Origin of the sequence: Nonomuraea sp. NPDC050786, from assembly GCF_040654115.1 — a bacterium.
Lineage (GTDB): Bacteria > Actinomycetota > Actinomycetes > Streptosporangiales > Streptosporangiaceae > Nonomuraea.
This window is the reverse complement of the sequence record NZ_JBFAHJ010000001.1, coordinates 592,377-609,446: the sequence shown is the minus strand read 5'-3', so window position 1 is coordinate 609,446 and position 17,070 is coordinate 592,377. Positions and strand designations below refer to the sequence as shown.

Annotated in this window: 12 protein-coding genes and 1 pseudogene; 5 read left to right on the top strand and 8 right to left on the bottom strand. The window is 70.7% G+C overall.

The genetic code is table 11. From position 1 onward, the window contains the following. Positions 1-43 precede the first annotated feature (43 nt). From AB0H84_RS03165 to AB0H84_RS03130, 8 genes and pseudogenes are all read right to left on the bottom strand, one after another. Positions 44-709, bottom strand: coding sequence for a hypothetical protein (locus tag AB0H84_RS03165; protein WP_357597296.1), 666 nt, complete (start codon positions 707-709; stop codon positions 44-46). 181 nt (positions 710-890) lie between these two features. Then, positions 891-3,461, bottom strand: coding sequence for an ATP-dependent chaperone ClpB (gene clpB, locus AB0H84_RS03160; protein ID WP_357597293.1), 2,571 nt, complete (start codon positions 3,459-3,461; stop codon positions 891-893). Positions 3,462-3,535: 74 nt separating this feature from the next. Beyond that, positions 3,536-3,817: pseudogene (locus AB0H84_RS03155) on the bottom strand (helix-turn-helix transcriptional regulator); the annotation flags it as partial. Positions 3,818-3,820: 3 nt separating this feature from the next. Beyond that, positions 3,821-4,999, bottom strand: a complete 1,179-nt coding sequence (dnaJ, locus tag AB0H84_RS03150) for a molecular chaperone DnaJ (protein WP_357597290.1) — start codon at positions 4,997-4,999, stop codon at positions 3,821-3,823. 21 nt (positions 5,000-5,020) lie between these two features. Then, positions 5,021-5,617, bottom strand: a complete 597-nt coding sequence (grpE, locus tag AB0H84_RS03145) for a nucleotide exchange factor GrpE (protein WP_357597287.1) — start codon at positions 5,615-5,617, stop codon at positions 5,021-5,023. Next, positions 5,617-7,488, bottom strand: coding sequence for a molecular chaperone DnaK (gene dnaK / locus AB0H84_RS03140; protein WP_357597284.1), 1,872 nt, complete (start codon positions 7,486-7,488; stop codon positions 5,617-5,619). The genes grpE and dnaK overlap by 1 nt, the downstream gene beginning before the upstream one ends. 209 nt (positions 7,489-7,697) lie before the next feature. After that, a complete protein-coding gene (locus AB0H84_RS03135) occupies positions 7,698-11,507 on the bottom strand; it encodes a LamG-like jellyroll fold domain-containing protein (protein WP_357597281.1) in 3,810 nt (1,269 codons plus the stop codon). Positions 11,508-11,622: 115 nt separating this feature from the next. After that, on the bottom strand, positions 11,623-12,066 hold the full coding sequence (locus AB0H84_RS03130; protein WP_357597278.1) for a hypothetical protein: 444 nt from the start codon (positions 12,064-12,066) through the stop codon (positions 11,623-11,625). Positions 12,067-12,134: 68 nt separating this feature from the next. Here AB0H84_RS03130 and AB0H84_RS03125 point away from each other — a divergent pair, with 68 nt between their 5' ends. From AB0H84_RS03125 to AB0H84_RS03105, 5 genes are read left to right on the top strand one after another with little or no spacing between them, the layout of a single operon-like run. Further along, the gene (locus tag AB0H84_RS03125; protein ID WP_357597276.1) at positions 12,135-13,016 is read left to right on the top strand and encodes a proline dehydrogenase family protein; all 882 of its coding nucleotides are present in this window, start codon (positions 12,135-12,137) and stop codon (positions 13,014-13,016) included. A 9-nt stretch (positions 13,017-13,025) separates the two neighbouring features. After that, on the top strand, positions 13,026-13,820 hold the full coding sequence (proC, locus tag AB0H84_RS03120) for a pyrroline-5-carboxylate reductase (protein ID WP_357597273.1): 795 nt from the start codon (positions 13,026-13,028) through the stop codon (positions 13,818-13,820). A 34-nt stretch (positions 13,821-13,854) separates the two neighbouring features. After that, positions 13,855-15,207, top strand: coding sequence for an HlyD family efflux transporter periplasmic adaptor subunit (locus tag AB0H84_RS03115; RefSeq protein ID WP_357597270.1), 1,353 nt, complete (start codon positions 13,855-13,857; stop codon positions 15,205-15,207). Further along, positions 15,204-15,887, top strand: a complete 684-nt coding sequence (locus tag AB0H84_RS03110) for an ABC transporter ATP-binding protein (RefSeq protein ID WP_357597267.1) — start codon at positions 15,204-15,206, stop codon at positions 15,885-15,887. The genes AB0H84_RS03115 and AB0H84_RS03110 overlap by 4 nt, the downstream gene beginning before the upstream one ends. Beyond that, a complete protein-coding gene (locus AB0H84_RS03105) occupies positions 15,884-17,068 on the top strand; it encodes an ABC transporter permease (protein WP_357597264.1) in 1,185 nt (394 codons plus the stop codon). Before AB0H84_RS03110 ends, AB0H84_RS03105 begins: the two co-directional genes overlap by 4 nt. The last annotated feature ends 2 nt before the right edge of the window (positions 17,069-17,070 follow it).

Sequence of the window (17,070 nt, the reverse complement as noted above, 5' to 3'; positions counted from 1 at the left end):
ATGCCGGGCGCGGCAGGCACGGTCCGCGCCCGGACAGGGTGGCTCAGCGGAGTCCCAGCTGCGGCGCCAGCCCGGAGAAGCCCGCCACCGCGGTCTGGCCGCCCGCGAGCACCGAGGTGTCCTGGAGGTTCTCCACCGTCTCGGGCAGCAGGACGTCGACCACCTCGGCCCTGACCTCCTCCACCGGCCTGTGCAGGCTCGCCGGCGGCCTGGTGCCGGAGCCCGCGTAGCGGTTGTGGGAGGGGCCGTTCCCGAGCGAGAGGTCGGGCACCTTGACCTCCAGCGGCTTCGACGGCACCTCGGGGAGGGCGGGCAGCGCGGGGACCCGCGCCATGGTGGCCAGATCCCGCATCTCCAGCGATTCGGGCACCTTGGGGAGCAGCGCGGGGGAGGGCATGCCCCAGGTCGCCGCCAGCCCGCCCATGTCGGCCGCGCCCAGCGCCTCACGCGCGGTCGCCAGCCCGGTCAGGCCGAGCTGCGCGGCCATCGCCCCGGCCGCCATGGCCAGCTTCTCGCTCTCGTCGGCGGCCGTGCCGCCGCCGAGGGCGCCGTCGGTCGCGGCGTACGTGCCGCAGTACGAGGCGGTCGTCCGGGCCGTCACCCCGGTGCCCTTGCAGGTGTCCGCCGTCGAGGGGGCCGCAGCCAGCCAGGTGACGCCCGCGGTCAGCGTGGCCACCGCGATGATGCTCCGGATCTTCTGAGATGACACTTCAGGTCCCCTGATCGAGTTCGGTGATCTGACGAACGCCGAACGTAGTCACACATCCGGCCGCAGGAGTGCGGCTTGTCCGAAGAGTGGGCCGGACCTTACCCGAAGACCAGCGGGGATGACCGAGCCATGACACGCGAGGAGCCCGAGACCGCGTGGGTCCCGGGCTCCCGCCGGGTGGTCAGGCGCGCTGGATGAGGAGCTCGTCGTCCCCCAGCTCCACCTTGACCTTGTCGCCGTCCACGACCTCCCCGGACAGCACCGCCTTGGCCAGCTTGTCGCCGATGGCCGACTGGACCAGGCGGCGCAGCGGGCGGGCGCCGTACAGCGGGTCGTAGCCCGTCAGCGCCAGCCACTCGCGGGCCGCGGGCGTGACCTCCAGCGTCAGCCGGCGCTCGGCCAGGCGCCGCGCCAGCCGCTCGACCTGCAGGTCGACGATCTGTGCCAGCTCCTCCGTGCCCAGGGCGTCGAAGAGGATCACGTCGTCGAGCCGGTTGAGGAACTCCGGCTTGAACGAGCTCCGCACCGCCGCCATGACAGCGTCCCGCTTGGCGCCGTTCTCCAGCTGGGGGTCGATGAGGAACTGCGACCCGATGTTGGAGGTGAGGATCAGGATCGTGTTGCGGAAGTCGACCGTGCGCCCCTGCCCGTCGGTCAGCCGCCCGTCGTCGAGCACCTGGAGGAGGATGTCGAAGACCTCGGGGTGGGCCTTCTCCACCTCGTCCAGCAGCACCACGGTGTACGGACGCCGCCTGACGGCCTCGGTGAGCTGGCCGCCCTCCTCGTAGCCGACGTAGCCGGGAGGCGCGCCGACGAGCCTGGCCACGCTGTGCTTCTCGGAGTATTCGCTCATGTCGATCCGGGTCATCGCCCGCTCGTCGTCGAACAGGAACTCCGCCAGCGCCTTGGCCAGCTCGGTCTTGCCCACACCGGTTGGCCCGAGGAAGAGGAACGAGCCCGTCGGCCGGTCGATGTCGGCGATGCCGGCCCGGCTCCGGCGTACGGCGTCGGAAACGGCCTGTACGGCCTGCTGCTGCCCGATCAGCCGCTTGCCCAGCTCATCCTCCATGCGCAGCAGTTTGGCCGTCTCAGCCTCCAGGAGGCGCCCGGCGGGGATGCCGGTCCACGACGAGATCACCTCGGCGATGTCGTCGGCGCCCACCTCCTCCTTGACCATGGCGTTGTCCAGCGGCGCGGCGTCGGAGGCGGCCTTCAGCGCCTGCTCCAGCTGAGGCACCTCGGCGTACATGAGCCTGGACGCGGTCTCGAAGTCGCCGTCGCGCTGCGCCCGCTCGGCGGCGCTCCGCGCCTCGTCGAGCTGCTTCTTCAGCTCGCCGACCTTGTTGAGCCCGGACTTCTCGTGCTCCCAGCGGCCGACGAGGGCGTTCAGCTCCTCCTGACGGTCGGCCAGCTCCTGGCGGAGGCGTTCGAGCCGTTGCACGGAGGCGTCGTCGGTCTCCTTGGACAGGGCCAGCTCCTCCATCTTCAGCCGGTCGACGCCGCGCTGGAGCTGGTCGATCTCCACGGGACGGGAGTCGATCTCCATGCGCAGCCGCGAGGCGGCCTCGTCGACCAGGTCGATGGCCTTGTCGGGGAGGAAGCGGCTGGTGATGTAGCGGTCGGACAGCGCGGCGGCGGCCACCAGCGCGCTGTCGGCGATCTGCACCTGGTGGTGGGCCTCGTAGCGGCTCTTCAGCCCGCGCAGGATCGCGATGGTGTCCTCGACCGTGGGCTCGCCCACGTAGACCTGCTGGAAGCGCCGCTCGAGCGCCGGGTCCTTCTCGATGCGCTCGCGGTACTCGTCGAGCGTGGTCGCGCCGATCATGCGCAGCTCGCCGCGGGCCAGCATCGGCTTGAGCATGTTGCCCGCGTCCATCGCGCCCTCGGCGGCGCCCGCGCCGACCACGGTGTGCAGCTCGTCGATGAACGTCACGATCTGCCCGTCGCTCTCCTTGATCTCGGAGAGCACGGCCTTGAGCCGCTCCTCGAACTCGCCGCGGTATTTCGCGCCGGCCACCATCGCGCCCAGGTCGAGCGAGATCAGCCGCTTGTTGCGCAGCGACTCGGGCACGTCGCCGGCCACGATGCGCTGGGCCAGGCCCTCGACCACCGCGGTCTTGCCGACGCCGGGCTCGCCGATGAGGACGGGGTTGTTCTTGGTGCGCCGGCTGAGCACCTGGACGACGCGGCGGATCTCGGAGTCGCGGCCGATGACCGGGTCGAGCTTGCCGGAGCGGGCCCGCTCGGTCAGGTCGACGCCGTACTTCTCCAGCGCCTGGTAGGTGTCCTCAGGGGTCTCGCTGGTGACGCGCGCGTGCCCGCGTACCTTCTCGAAGGCGTCGAGCAGCGCCTGCGGCGTCGCGCCCTGCGACTTGAGCAGCTCGGCTGCCTGGCCGCCGTCGGCGGCCAGACCGACCAGCAGGTGCTCAGTCGAGACGTAGAGGTCTTCGAGCTGGTTGGCGCGCTGGGCGGCGGTGTTGAGCACCGTGAGCAGCTGGCGCGAGCTCGACGGCGCCCCCACCGTCGCGCCCTGCGCCTTGGGGAGAGCCGTGAGGAGTTCCTCCGTGCGGGCCCGCAGCGTGCGCCAGTCGGCGCCGACGGCCTCGAGCAGCGGCACGGCGGTGCCGCCCGTCTGGGAGAGCAGGGTGGTCAGCAGGTGAACCGGGGCGATCTCGGGGTTGCCCTCCGCGGCGGCACGCCGCATGGCACCCGAGAGCGCTTCCTGGCTCTTCTGGGTGAGCTTGTAGTCCATTCTTCCTAGGCCCCCGGTGGCAGCTCGTAGCGGATCAGCGCTCTGACCATGCGCATCTCGGCGCGCAGGCGGTGAACCTCCTCACGCAGCCGCAGAGCTTCGTTCTCGAGCTCGAGGATCCGCTTGATGCCCGCGAGGTTGATGCCCTCCTCCTGGGAGAGCCGCTGCACCTCGCGGAGCTGGATGATGTCTCTTGTGGAGTAGAGGCGGCCGCGCCCCGCCGTGCGGCCTGGGCTGACCAGGCCGAGCCGGTCGTACTGGCGCAGGGTCTGCGGGTGCAGCCCCGACAGCTGCGCGGCCACCGAGATCACATAGACGGGTGTGTCGTCTGACAGGTCGAAGTAGTTGGCGTCCATCGGCTACTCGCTTCTGGCTCGCTGAATCAGCTCAGCGCGCGGGTCCTCACCCGCGGTCGCGGTGTTGAACTCGCTGAGGAGCTCGCGTGACTTGTCGTCGAGCGTCTTCGGTACCACGACCTCGACGGTGGCGAGCAGGTCGCCCTTGGTGCCGTCCTTGCGGGTGACACCCCTGCCGCGCACGCGGAACGTGCGCCCGTTGGGCGTGCCCGCGGGGATGCGCAGCGTGACCGGCAGGCCCTTGAGGATGGGCACCTTGATCTCCGCGCCGAGCGCGGCCTCGGTGAAGGTCACCGGCACGGTGATCGTCAGGTTCTCGCCCGACCTGCCGAAGACGGGGTGCGGCTTGACGTGCGTCAGGATGTAGAGGTCGCCTGCGGGACCGCCGTTCTCGCCCGGCGCCCCCTTGGCCTTGAGCTTGACCCGCTGACCGTCGGCGACGCCGGCGGGGATGCGGGCCTGGATGGTGCGGGTGCTCTTGGCCCGGCCGCTGCCCTCGCACACGGGGCAGGGGTCGTCCACGATCAGCCCGCGGCCCTTGCAGTCGCGGCAGGGCTCGGAGAAGGCGAAGTTGCCCAGGTTTCGGCTGGCCGCGCCGGTGCCCTCACAGGTGGGGCAGACCCTGGGGGTCGTGCCCGCCCTGGCGCCGGTGCCGGTGCACGCGGCGCAGGCGGCCGAACTGGTCAGCCTGAGCGACACGGTAGTGCCCTCGGCCGCTTCGGTGAACGTCAGCGTGACCTCGGACTCGACGTCCTGGCCGCGCCTCGGCCTGGTCGTGGTGGTGGTGCGGCCGGCGCCGGCGCCCCCCCGGTTGAACAGCCCGCCGAACAGGTCGCCGAGCCGCTCGCCCGCACCGCCGCCGGTGCCCTGCCCGGTGCCGCCGAACAGGTCGCCGAAGTCGAACGAGAAACCGCCACCGCCGGGACGCTGGCCGCCCACCCCGGATCCGAACAGCGTCCGCGCCTCGTCGTACTCCTTGCGGCGCTTGGTGTCGGACAGGACGTCGTACGCCTCGGAGACCTCCTTGAACTTGGCCTCTTTGGTCGGGTCGCCCTGGTTGCTGTCGGGGTGGTACTGCCTGGCCAGCTTCCGGTAAGCCTTCTTGATCTCTTCGGCGGTGGCGGTCTTGGGCACACCAAGGACGGCGTAGTAGTCCTTCTCCAGGTAGTCCTTGGTGCTCATCTACGGCCCTTCGTCCTCGTGTCAGTTTTCGTCGTCGTCATTGGACGCGGGAGTGGCGTCCCCGGGCTCAGCGACGGCCACCCGCGCCGGGCGCAGCACCCGGTCACCCAATCGGTATCCGGGCTGCAGCACCTCGATCGCGGTGGGCTCCGTCACGTCCGGCGAGTAGCTGTGCATCAGCGCCTCGTGGACGGTCGGGTCGAACGGCTCGCCCTTCTGCCCGAAGGAGCTGAGGCCCAGCTTGGTGAGCGCCGACTCCAGCGACTCCGCCACCTTCGCGAAGCCACCGGTCAGCTCGCCGTGGTCGCGGGCCCTGCCGATGTCATCGAGCACGGGCAGCAGATCCGCCAGCGCGCCCGCGACCGCCTGCTCCCTGACCGCGGCCCGGTCGCGCTCGACCCGCCTGCGGTAGTTCACGTATTCGGCCTGGAGTCGCTGCAGGTCGGCGGTCCGCTCGGCGAGCTGGGCCTCCAGCTCGCCGTTGGCGGGAGCCGCCGCGGGCGGCTGCTCTGCCGCCTGCTCGGCGGCGGAGGCCTCCCTGGCCTGCCCCGTCTCCGGGTCGATCTTGCGGTTGTCGCGGATCACCGGCTGCTCTTGCCCGTTTTCACGCGGCGGCATCACTGGTCCTTCTTCGGCTGGTCTTCGTCGACGATCTCGGCCTCGACCACGTCGTCATCGGCCTTCTGGCCCTGACCGGCCGCGGCGTCCTGCGGGGCGCCCTCGCCACCGGCCTGCTGGCCCTGGCTCGCGGCGTAGATCGCCGAACCCATCTTCTGGCTGACGGTGGCGAGCTTCTCGGCCGAGGTGCGGATGACGTCGGTGTCGGTGCCCTCCAGAGCCTTCTTCAGCTCGGACAGGGCGTCGTTGACCTCGGTCTTGATGTCGCCGGGGACCTTGTCGTCGTTCTCGCGGAGGAACTTCTCCGTCTGGTAGGCGAGCCCGTCCGCGTTGTTGCGGACCTCGGCCTCCTCGCGGCGCTTCTTGTCCTCCTCGGCGTACGACTCGGCCTCGCGCATCATGCGCTCGATGTCGTCCTTCGGCAGCGCGGAGCCGCCGGTGATCGTCATCGACTGCTCCTTGCCCGTGCCCAGGTCCTTGGCGGAGACGTTGACGATGCCGTTGGCGTCGATGTCGAAGGTGACCTCGATCTGCGGGATGCCGCGCGGGGCCGGCGCGATGCCGGTCAGCTCGAACGTCGCCAGCTTCTTGTTGTAGGAGGCGATCTCGCGCTCACCCTGGAAGACCTGGATCTGCACCGACGGCTGGTTGTCCTCGGCCGTGGTGAAGACCTCGGAGCGCTTGGTCGGGATCGTCGTGTTGCGCTCGATGATCTTGGTGAAGATGCCGCCCTTGGTCTCGATGCCCAGCGACAGCGGGGTCACGTCGAGCAGCAGGACGTCCTTGACCTCACCCTTGAGCACACCGGCCTGCAGGGCGGCGCCGATGGCGACGACCTCGTCCGGGTTGACGCCCTTGTTGGGCTCCTTGCCGCCGGTCAGCTCCCTGACCAGCTCGGTCACGGCGGGCATCCGGGTCGAGCCACCGACGAGCACCACGTGGGCGATGTCGGAGACCTTGATGCCGGCGTCCTTGATGACCTGGTGGAACGGGCCCTTGGTCCGCTCGAGCAGATCGGCCGTCAGCCGCTGGAACTCGGAGCGGGTCAGCTTCTCGTCGAGGTGCAGCGGGCCCTCGGACGAGGCCGTGATGTAGGGCAGGTTGATGTTGGTCTCGGACTGGCTGGACAGCTCGATCTTGGCCTTCTCGGCCGCCTCGCGCAGGCGCTGGAGCGCCATCTTGTCCTTGGACAGGTCGACGCCGTGCGCGTTCTGGAAGCGCTTGACGAGCTCGTCGACGATGCGCTGGTCCCAGTCGTCACCACCGAGGTGGTTGTCACCGGAGGTCGCCTTGACCTCGACGAAGCCGTGGCCGTCCTCCTGGCCGACGTCGAGCAGCGACACGTCGAAGGTGCCGCCACCGAGGTCGAAGACCAGGATGGTCTGGTCCTGCTCCTTGTCGAGCCCGTAGGCGAGGGCCGCCGCGGTCGGCTCGTTGATGATGCGGAGCACGTTGAGGCCCGCGATCGTGCCGGCCTCCTTGGTGGCCTGCCGCTGGGCGTCGTTGAAGTAGGCGGGGACGGTGATCACCGCGTCGGTGATCTTCTCGCCGAGGTAGGCCTCCGCGTCCTGCTTGAGCTTCTGCAGGACGAAGGCGCTGATCTGCTGGGGCGAGAACTTCTTGCCGTCGATCTCCTGGGACCAGTTGGTGCCCATCTCCCGCTTGACTGAGCGGATCGTCCGGTCCACATTGGTGACGGCCTGCCGCTTGGCGACCTCACCGACGAGGACCTCGCCGTTCTTCGCGAAGGCGACCACGGACGGCGTGGTCCGCGAGCCCTGCGCGTTGGCGATGACGGTGGGCTCACCGCCCTCGAGGATCGAGACGACAGAGTTGGTCGTCCCCAGGTCGATACCTACCGCACGTGCCATGAGTACGTCCTTGTAGTCAAAGTTGAGTCTGCTGGACTCAAGCTACGAATGCCAGTCGGCTTTGTCAAACGACTTGAGCCTACTCGACTCAACCCTAGTGAGCGCGCCGGCATTCCCTCCAACGGCTGCGACTTCCGGGAAGGTTCCTGGACAGGAGCGGACCCCGGCGCGGTGGGCGCGCGCCGGGGTCCACGTGGGTGGGCGGTCTCTCAGCTGACGGGCGCGTTCATGTCGTTCTGGATCTCGGTGGGGGTGAGTGCGCGGTTGTAGACGCGGACGTCGTCGATGAGGCCGTTGAAGTATTCGCCCCAGAGTGCGCTGCCGCCGATGCGCAGGGGTTGGGTGTCGCCGCGGATGGTGCCGGTGACGGCCTTCTGCGCCACTTGGGTGCCGTTGGTGTAGAGGCGCAGGGTGGCGCCGTCGTAGGTGGCGGTGAGATGGGTCCAGGTGTTCACGGGCAGGCTCGCGGTGCCGAGGAGTCCTTGGTCGGTGCCGGTGACGATCTCGGTGTAGGGCTGGTTGTTGTCGGCGTTGGCCCACAGCGCGTAGGCGTTGCCGCTGGCGTGCTGTTTGATCAGCGCGGTGCGGTAGCCGGTGGCGGTGGCGGGGTTGAGCCAGGCTTCGAGGGTCATGCCGGTGGTGAGGCGCAGGGTGGTGGAGTCGGGGATGTTGACGTAGGCGTTGGTGCCGTTGAAGGAGAGCGCCTTGCCGTACTTGCCGGAGTTGCTCCAGGTGGCGTTCGAGAGGGTGCCGGTGTTCGACTTGCCGGAGGAGTCGGCGACGGTGGTGCCGGTGCCCTCGTTCATCCCGTACGCCGCCACGAGACCCGTGTTCGGCGGCGGCGCGGTGACGGTGGCGGTGGCCTGGTTCGAGGCGGCGCTCGAGAGGTTGGCCGCGTCGAAGGCGATCACCTTGTAGTAGTACGTGCCCGCGGGCACGCCCGAGTCCGTGAACGAGGTGCCGGCGGTCGAGCCGACCTGGTTGGCGCCCGACGGGGTGAAGCCCGCCGTGGTGGAGCGGTGGACGTTGTAGCCGACGACGCCCACGTTGTCCGTCGAGGCGGTCCAGGAGAGCTGGGCGCTGCCCTGGCCGCCGGTCGCGGCGAGCGAGCCCGGCGCCGTCGGCGGCTGCGTGTCGGGCGGGCCGGCCGGGCCGATCGGGGTGTTCATGTCGTTCTGGATCTCGGTGGGGGTGAGTGCGCGGTTGTAGACGCGGACGTCGTCGATGAGGCCGTTGAAGTATTCGCCCCAGAGTGCGCTGCCGCCGATGCGCAGGGGTTGGGCGTCGCCGCGGATGGTGCCGGTGACGGCCTTCTGCGCGACCTGGGTGCCGTTGGTGTAGAGGCGCAGGGTCGTGCCGTCGTAGGTGGCCGTCACGTGGGTCCAGGTGTTGAGCGGCAGGCTCGCGGTGCCCGACAGGCCCTGGTCGGTGCCGGTGACGATCTCGGCATATGGCCGGTTGTTGTCGGCGTTGGCCCACAGCGCGTAGGCGTTGCCGCTGGCGTGCTGTTTGATCAGCGCGGTGCGGTAGCCGGTGGCGGTGGCGGGGTTGAGCCAGGCTTCGAGGGTCATGCCGGTGGTGAGGCGCAGGGTGGTGGAGTCGGGGATGTTGACGTAGGCGCTGGTGCCGTTGAAGGAGAGCGCCTTGCCGTACTTGCCGGAGTTGCTCCAGGTGGCGTTCGAGAGGGTGCCGGTGTTCGACTTGCCGGAGGAGTCGGCGACGGTGGTGCCCGTGCCCTCGTTCATCCCGTACGCCGCCACCAGGCCCGTGTCGGCCGGCGTCTGCGTGAAGGCCGCCGTGTACGTGGTCGCCGTCGCGGGCGCCACGACGTTGTGAACCGCCGCGCCCCCGTCCGACCAGGAGCCGAACGAGTAGCTCTGGCCCGACAGCGTCTGCGGCGACGGAGCCGAGATCGAGTTGCTCGACCCGACGATGACCGTACGCGTGAACGGCGTGGTCGTCTGCTCGCTGTTGAACCCCACCTGCAGACCCGGCGGCGACGACTGGAACGTCAGGTTCACCGTGCGCGGCTGCAGCAGCACGCTCTTGGTGTCCGTCAGCCCCTGGGCGTCGGTCACCGTCAGGCGGAGCTCCAGATGCGAGGGGTATTCGTGGTCAGGCGCCTGGAAGGAGCCGCTCGCGCCGGTGAACGTGGTGATCTCGTGCTCGTGGCACGTGCTCGGGCAGTGGTCCATGATCAGGGTCCACTTCATGCGCGTGCCCGGGATCGTCCCGTCCTGGGCGTCCGTGCCCGTGCCGGAGAAGTTGATCGTCTGACCCACGGCCCAGGTCGTGGCGGCGGCGGGGGTGTTGATCGTGGCCGTGGGCGGGGTGTTGTTCACGTTGACCGTGACCGAGGCGTCGCCCTGGCCGCCCCGGCCGTCGCCGACCCGCAGCCGCACGGCGTAGGAGCCCGGCTGCGTGTAGGTGAACGACGGGGTGGCGGAGGTGGAGTCGTCCAGCTCGCCGTCGCCGTCGAGGTCCCAGGCGTACGTGAGGGGGTCGCCGTCGGCGTCCGTGGAGGAGGCGCCCGAGAACGTCACAGCGAGCGGCGCGGTGCCGGACGTGCTGCTCGCGTTGATCACGGCCGTCGGCGGGGTGTTGGCGTAGATGTAGCGGACGATCGTGCCGTGGTCGTAGTCCACCGCGAACAGGTCGCCGCCCGGGCCGATCTCCAGCTCGGTCGTGGGCATGCCGGAGTCGAAGTTCTGGACGGTCGCGGGGTCGGGCAGGCCGTTCGCGCCCTTGGTCATCACCCACACGCACTGGCGGCTGTAGTCGGAGAAGAACAGCGCGCCGTCGTACGCGTCCGGGTACGCGCCGCCGCCGTAGAACGCCACGCCGCTGGCCGACGAGCCGCCCGACGGGCACGGGTCGTTAGGGGCCGGGCGGGAGTTGTGGTTCCACGAGAAGTACGGCTGGGCGTGTGCCGAGGCGCCCTCCGCGTAGAAGTTCTCGCACAGGGTCAGGTTGGTGTTGTCGTAGCCGCCCTGCCTGCTGGGACCCTCGTAGCAGGGCCAGCCGAAGTTCGAGACGCCCGAGGCCGGGGCGGTGACCCTGTTGATCTCCTCGTACGTGCTCCAGCCCACCTCGCCGAGCCAGAGCTCCTGCGTGCCGGGCCTGTTGGTGATGCGGAAGGGGTTGCGCAGGCCGTTCGCGACGATCCTGGCGACGTTGGGGTCGGAGCTGGCGGCGTTCGGGTTGCCGGCGGCGGCCGCCCCTGTATCCGGATTTATCCGGATCAATGTGCCGTCGAGCCCGGCCGGGTCGCCGCTGGTGCGCACGTCCTGCGCGCGCAGCGCGCCGCCCTCCGCGGCGGGCGGCGCCAGCGCGGTGCCGACCGGCGACGGCGGGTCGCCGCACGGGTTGTCCGGGGTCACGTCGGAGCTGGTCAGGTTGTCCTGGCCGTAGTCCACGAAGTTGAAGCTGGCGCCGTCGCCGGCGGTGGCGTACAGCATGCCGTCGGGGCCGAACTGGAGGTCGCCCACGGAGTGGCTGGGGTGCTGCTGGCACCAGTCGGTGATCAGCGGGGTCTCCGCGCCGGTCGGGGAGATCACCGACAGGCGTCCCGTGATGAGGCAGCCGTCGCCGGTCGCGCCGGGCGGCGTGGGGCAGGGGTCGTCGCTCGCCCCCGCCGTGCCCCAGCGGGGCGCCGTACCGCCGGGCACGGCGTCGTACGCGTACAGGACGTAGAGGCGCGGGTCGGCGGGGAAGTTCGGGTGCAGTGCCATCCCGAGCAGGCCGCGGTCCCAGAAGTTGTGCACCTGCGTCCGTAAATCCGCGTACGTGGCCGGCGTCGTGTCCGTGAGGGAGTCGAAGACCTTGATCAGCCCGCTCTTCTCCGCCACGAACACGCGCCCGTCCGAGGCGAACTCGACGTTCGTCGGGTGGTTCAGCCCGCTGAACACCGTCTGCCGCTGGAACGCCGCAGGCAGCGCTTGGGCGCTCGGGCCGGCCAGGGCGACCAGGCCGGCGCAGATGAGCAGGATCGAGGACAGGGCACGGCTCAGCCGTCTCAAGCGGACTCCCAGTGGTGCGCAGCGTCACCCTCGACGCCCCCGCGCCTTCGGTGCTTGATCGATGTATCGCTCCGAACCGATCATTTGTCACCAGGGGTGTCCGGTTTTGGACACGCTATTTTGCGCCGTCCACAATCTTCCTTTTGCCGATCGGGTTCTTGAGCTTGACCGTCGTGGTCTTCTCGATCGCGATCATGATGCACGACACGTTCCTGGCCTTCGGCGAGGCGCCCTCGTACAGGGTGATCGTGACGCGTTTGGCCGTCTCCTTCACCTTGACCCGGTCGAGGACCGTGCACGGGGCGACGCCGGACCACCAGGTGAGCTGGATCTGTCTGCCCTTGGCCACCGGCTTGGCCTTGGTCCATCGGACCTTGTGGACGTTGATCGCGTTGCCGGTCGGTTTGGCGACCTCCGGTCCCTTCGTGGGGGTGGTGGTGACCGGGTTCGCCACGACGGGTGGCTTCTGCGGAACGGTGGAGGCGGCTCGCTGGGCGGGCGGGGCCGCGCCGCAGCCCGCCGCGAGCACGAGACATCCGGCCAGTGCAGTCGCTGTCATTGCACGCATACCCATTCGACGGATGGGGCGTCGCCCAGGTTCATCCGGCGGAGATTAGTGTGGTTCGCGTGCTCCGTCAGGCTCTGCTCGCCGTCTCCAAGAGCGAACGCGCCGAGCGCGTCATCTCCACCTCCCGGCTGACCGCCGACGTGGTCAGGCGCTATGTCGCGGACGACGTAGGCGCCGTGATCGGCGAGCTGACCCGCAAGGGGCTGCTCGTCACCGTGGACCATCTGGGCGAGGAGGTGACGGATCAGGCGCAGGCCGAGGCGGCGGTCGCCGAATACCTGCGGCTGCTCGACCTGCTGCCCGCGGGCGCCGACGTGTCGGTCAAGCTCACCGCGCTCGGCCTGCGGCTGTCGGAGGGGCTCGCGCTCGACCACGCCGCCGCGATCTGCCGGGCCGCCGCGGCCAGGGACGTCACGGTGACGCTCGACGCCGAGGAGCACGACACGATCCCCGGGCTCCACTCCGTGCACGCCGCCCTGCGCGGGGACCATCCCGACGTGGGGGTGGTGGTGCAGGCGTACCTGCCGGAGGCGCTGGAGCGCTGCGAGCGGCTCGGCGGGGCCCGCGTGCGCCTGTGCAAGGGCGCGTACACCGCTCCGGGGGCCTACACCAGGCCCGCCGACATCGACCTGTCATTCGTACGGTGCCTGAGGATCCTGATGGCGGGCACCGCCTACCCCATGGTCGCCACCCACGACCCCAGGATGGTCCGCATCGCCTCCACGCTGGCCGTGCTCGAGGGCCGCGACGTGACCGGCTACGAGCACCAGATGCTCTACGGCGTGCGCCCCGACGAGCAGCTCCGCCTCGCGGGCCAGGGCGCGAGGATGCGCGTCTACGTCCCCTACGGCTCCGACTGGTACGCCTACCTCATGCGCCGCCTGGCCGAGCGCCCCCGCAACCTGGCCTTCTTCCTCAGGTCACTCGTGTCGCGACGATAGGCTGCTGGCGTGATTGCGATTCTGGGCACGGGAAAGATGGGCGAGGCCCTGCTGTCCGGGCTGCTGCGCGCCGGGTTCAAGCCTGACGACATCATGGCGACCACCCGCAGGCCCGAGCGGGCGCAGGCGCTGCGCGAGACGTACGGCGTGCGCACCGTCTCCAACTCCGAGGCCGCCAAGGTCGCGGACACGCTCATCCTGGCCGTCAAGCCGCAGGACATGGCCACACTGCTGGCCGAGATCGCCCCCTACGTGCCCGCCGACCGCCTGGTGATCACGGCCGCGGCCGGCATCACGACGTCGTTCGTGGAGCAGCGGCTCGGCGTCGAGGTGCCCGTGGTGCGGGTGATGTCCAACACGCCGATCAGGTTCGACGAGGCGATGAGCGTGATCTCGGCGGGCGCCCACGCGGGCGAGGAGCACCTCGAGCTCACCGAGGGTCTGCTCAGCCCGGTCGGCAAGGTGCTGCGCATCCCCGAGTCCCAGCAGGACGCCGCCACCGCGCTCTCCGGCAGCGGCCCCGCCTACTTCTTCTACCTGGTCGAGGCCATGGTCGACGCGGGCATCCTGCTCGGCATGCCGCGGGCCGCCGCGCTCGACATGGTCATCCAGTCCATCGTCGGGGCCGCCGTGATGCTGCGCGACTCGGGCGAGCACCCGGTGATCCTGCGCGAGGCCGTCACCTCGCCGGGCGGCACGACGATCGCCGCCATCGCCGAGCTCGAACGGCACAGCGTGCGGGCCGCGTTCCTGGCCGCCATCGAGGCCGCCCGCGACCGGGGGCGCCAGCTCGCCTCCGGCTGAGAGGCCGGACGGCCCCGCTCCTACGATGGGTCGGGTGACGTTACGTCGCGGCATCGCGCCGCTGCTCGTCCTTTTCGCACTGACCGGCTGCACCTCGGAGCAACCGCCGAACGTCCAGGTCGGCGAGGTCAGGCGGGGCCCGGTCACCGAGGTCGTCGAGGCCCCCGCCACCATCGGCGCGCGTGCCTCCGCGACCCTGCGCTCGCCCGCCCAGGGCACGATCGCCAAGCTGTACGTCCGCGAGGGCGACCACGTGCGCAAGGGCGAGATCCTGGCCAGGATCAGTTCGCCCGAGGCCCGGAGCCGGCTCAAGCAGGCCCGCCAGGCGTCCAAGGCGGCCACGCCCGTGGGCTTCGCCACCCCCGCCGTGCGGCTGCCGTCGTTCGACACCGGGTCGTTCGACCGCAAGGTGGCCGCCCACTTCGCGAAGGCCCGCAAGGAGGCCAGGAAGGTCCCGGACGCCGGGGTGCGCAGGCAGCTCCTGAACGCCATCGACCTGGCGCAGGCCCAGCACAAGGCGCAGACCAGGGCCCTGGCCTCGATCACCGCGCAGCTCAACCGCTCTATCAGCGGGATGCTGTCCGGCGTGACCAGCGGCCTGGCCGGCTCGATGGCCTCGCTGCAGGCCGCCTCGACGTCGCAGGCCAAGGCCGCGCTCAAGGCGGCGGAGAGCGCGGTCAAGTCGCTCACGATCAAGGCGCCGTTCGCCGGCGTCGTCACGCTCGGCCGCGCCTCGGGCGGGGGCGCGCTGCCGAGCGGCGTGGAAGGGCTGCTCAGCCAGCTCCCCGGCGGCGGCCAACAGCTGCCGGCCGTGCCCTCGACGGGCTCGGCCTCCGGCAGCCCGGTCGCGACGGGCGTCCCCGTCTCGGCGGGCGACTCGATCGTCACCGTCACCGACGTCTCCAGGCTCACCCTGGACGCCGACGTGGACGAGACGGACGTCCTGCTGGTCAAGAAGGGGGTGCGGGCCGCCGTGGAGCTGGACGCGGTGCCCGGCGCCACGTACACGGCCGTGGTGACCGGCATCGGCGTCACCCCCATGGAGGGCACCACGGGCGGGGTCAGCTACCCGGTGCGGCTCACGCTCGGCCCCGGCGCCTTCGACGACGGCTCCAAGGCGCCCACGCCCAAGCCGGGGATGAGCGCCGTCACGCGGCTGACCGTGCGCGAGTCGCCGTCCGCCGTCTCGGCGCCCGCGTCGGCCATCGTCTCCAGCGGGCGCGAGAGCGTCGTCTGGGCGATCAGGAACGGCGTGGCCGAGCGGCGCGTGGTCAAGCTCGGGGCCCAGGGCGACGCCGTGGTGGAGGTGCTGAGCGGGCTGTCCGTGGGCGACCGGATCGTGGTCAAGGGGGCGGACTCCGTACGGCAAGGGCAGCGGCTGCCATGACGCCCGCTATCGAGGCCGTGGACCTCACCCGGCGGTACCAGCTCGACGGCGTCGCCGTGGAGGCGCTGCGGGGCGTGTCGCTCCGGATCGACCAGGGCGAGTTCGCCGCCATCGTCGGCCCGTCGGGGTCCGGCAAGTCGACGCTCATGCACCTGCTCGGCTGCCTCGACCGGCCCAGCTCGGGCGTGCTCAGGGTCAACGGCGTGGAGATCTCCCGATTGTCCGACACCGAGCTGGCCGAGCTGCGCAACCGGACGATCGGCTTCGTCTTCCAGTCGTTCCACCTGCTGGCCAGGACCTCGGCGCTGGACAACGTGGCGCTGCCGCTGGTCTACCGGGGCGTCGGCCGGGCCGAGCGGCGCTCCAGGGCCCGCGCGGCGCTGGAGGCGGTCGGGCTCGGCCACCGCCTGGAGCACCGGCCGTCCCAGATGTCCGGCGGGGAGCAGCAGCGCGTGGCCATCGCCAGGGCGCTGGTCGGCGAACCCAAGGTGCTGCTGGCCGACGAGCCCACGGGCAACCTCGACACCGCCAACGGGACCGAGGTCATGGCCATACTCGACCGGCTCAACGGCGAGGGCGGCGTGGCCGTGGTGCTCGTGACGCACGAGCCCGAGATCGCCGCCCACGCGCGGCGCCAGATCCACGTACGGGACGGGCTGATCGAGATGGACACCGCGTGAAATCCAGCGAGTCTTTCGTGATGGCGCTGGAGGCGCTGCGCGTGAACCGGCTGCGGAGCGCGTTGACCATGCTCGGCGTGATCATCGGGGTGCTCGCCGTGGTGATCCTGGTGGCCATCGGCACCGGCGCGAAGGACGAGATCGAGAAGCAGATCTCGGGTCTCGGCACGAACATCATCCTCGTCGTCCCGGGCCGCATCAGCCTGGGCGCGGCCCCCACGCAGAGCAAGCTCGGCCTGGCCGACGTCGCCTACGTCCGGCGGGTGGTGGGCGACCCGTCGAAGGTGACGGTCTCCCTGCAGTCGGGCGAGACCGTACGCGTCGGCAGGGTCGAGGCGTTCGTCACGGTGATCGGCACCGACCAGAACCTCGTCAACATCTTCGACCGTCCCCTGGACAAGGGGCGCCCGCTGAGCGAGACCGACGTGGACACCCGGCGCAGGGTGGCGGTGCTGGGGTCGCAGGTGGCGGACCGGCTCTTCGGCGACCTGGACCCGATCGGGCGTCAGGTGACGGTGGCCGGGGCCAGGTTCCGGGTGGTGGGCGTGTACGCCGAGGTGGGGCAGACCTTCGGGCTCTCGCGCGACCAGGAGATCCACATCCCGGTGACGACGGCCCAGCGGCTGCTCGGGATCGAGCGGATCAACGGGCTCGCGGTCGGCGCGTCCGGGCCCGACGAGATCGACCCGCTCTCGGAGAGGGTGACGGCGGCGCTGCGGGCGAGGTATCCGGGCGAGCAGTTCTCGGCGGTCACGCAGACCGCGCTGCTCGGCACGATCGGCAGCGTGCTCGGCATGCTCACCGGCGTGCTGGCCGCCATCGCGGGCATCTCGCTGCTGGTGGGCGGCGTCGGGGTGTCGAACATCATGCTGGTCAGCGTGCGCGAGCGCACCCGCGAGATCGGGCTGCGCAAGGCTCTCGGGGCCAGGCAGCGCGACATCCTCGCCCAGTTCCTCATCGAGGCGGTGCTGCTGACCACGATCGGCGGGTTCATCGGGATCGCGCTCGGGGTGGGCGGGTCGGTGGCCATCGCGGCGTTCACGGAGGTGCCCGCGTCGATCACGTGGTGGTCGATCGCGCTCGCGTTCGGGGTGTCGGCGGCCGTCGGGGTGTTCTTCGGCGTGGCCCCGGCGCGGAGGGCGGGCAGACTGGACCCCGTCATCGCCCTCCGCGCCGAGTGACC

What these genes read in the sequence shown, in the direction of transcription:
- clpB (WP_357597293.1), bottom strand. Translation starts at nt 3,461, where the DNA reads ATGGACTACAAGCTCACCCAGAAGAGCCAGGAAGCGCTCTCGGGTGCC.
- dnaJ (WP_357597290.1), bottom strand. Translation starts at nt 4,999, where the DNA reads ATGAGCACCAAGGACTACCTGGAGAAGGACTACTACGCCGTCCTTGGT.
- grpE (WP_357597287.1), bottom strand. Translation starts at nt 5,617, where the DNA reads ATGCCGCCGCGTGAAAACGGGCAAGAGCAGCCGGTGATCCGCGACAAC.
- dnaK (WP_357597284.1), bottom strand. Translation starts at nt 7,488, where the DNA reads ATGGCACGTGCGGTAGGTATCGACCTGGGGACGACCAACTCTGTCGTC.
- AB0H84_RS03130 (WP_357597278.1), bottom strand. Translation starts at nt 12,066, where the DNA reads ATGACAGCGACTGCACTGGCCGGATGTCTCGTGCTCGCGGCGGGCTGC.
- AB0H84_RS03110 (WP_357597267.1), top strand. Translation starts at nt 15,204, where the DNA reads ATGACGCCCGCTATCGAGGCCGTGGACCTCACCCGGCGGTACCAGCTC.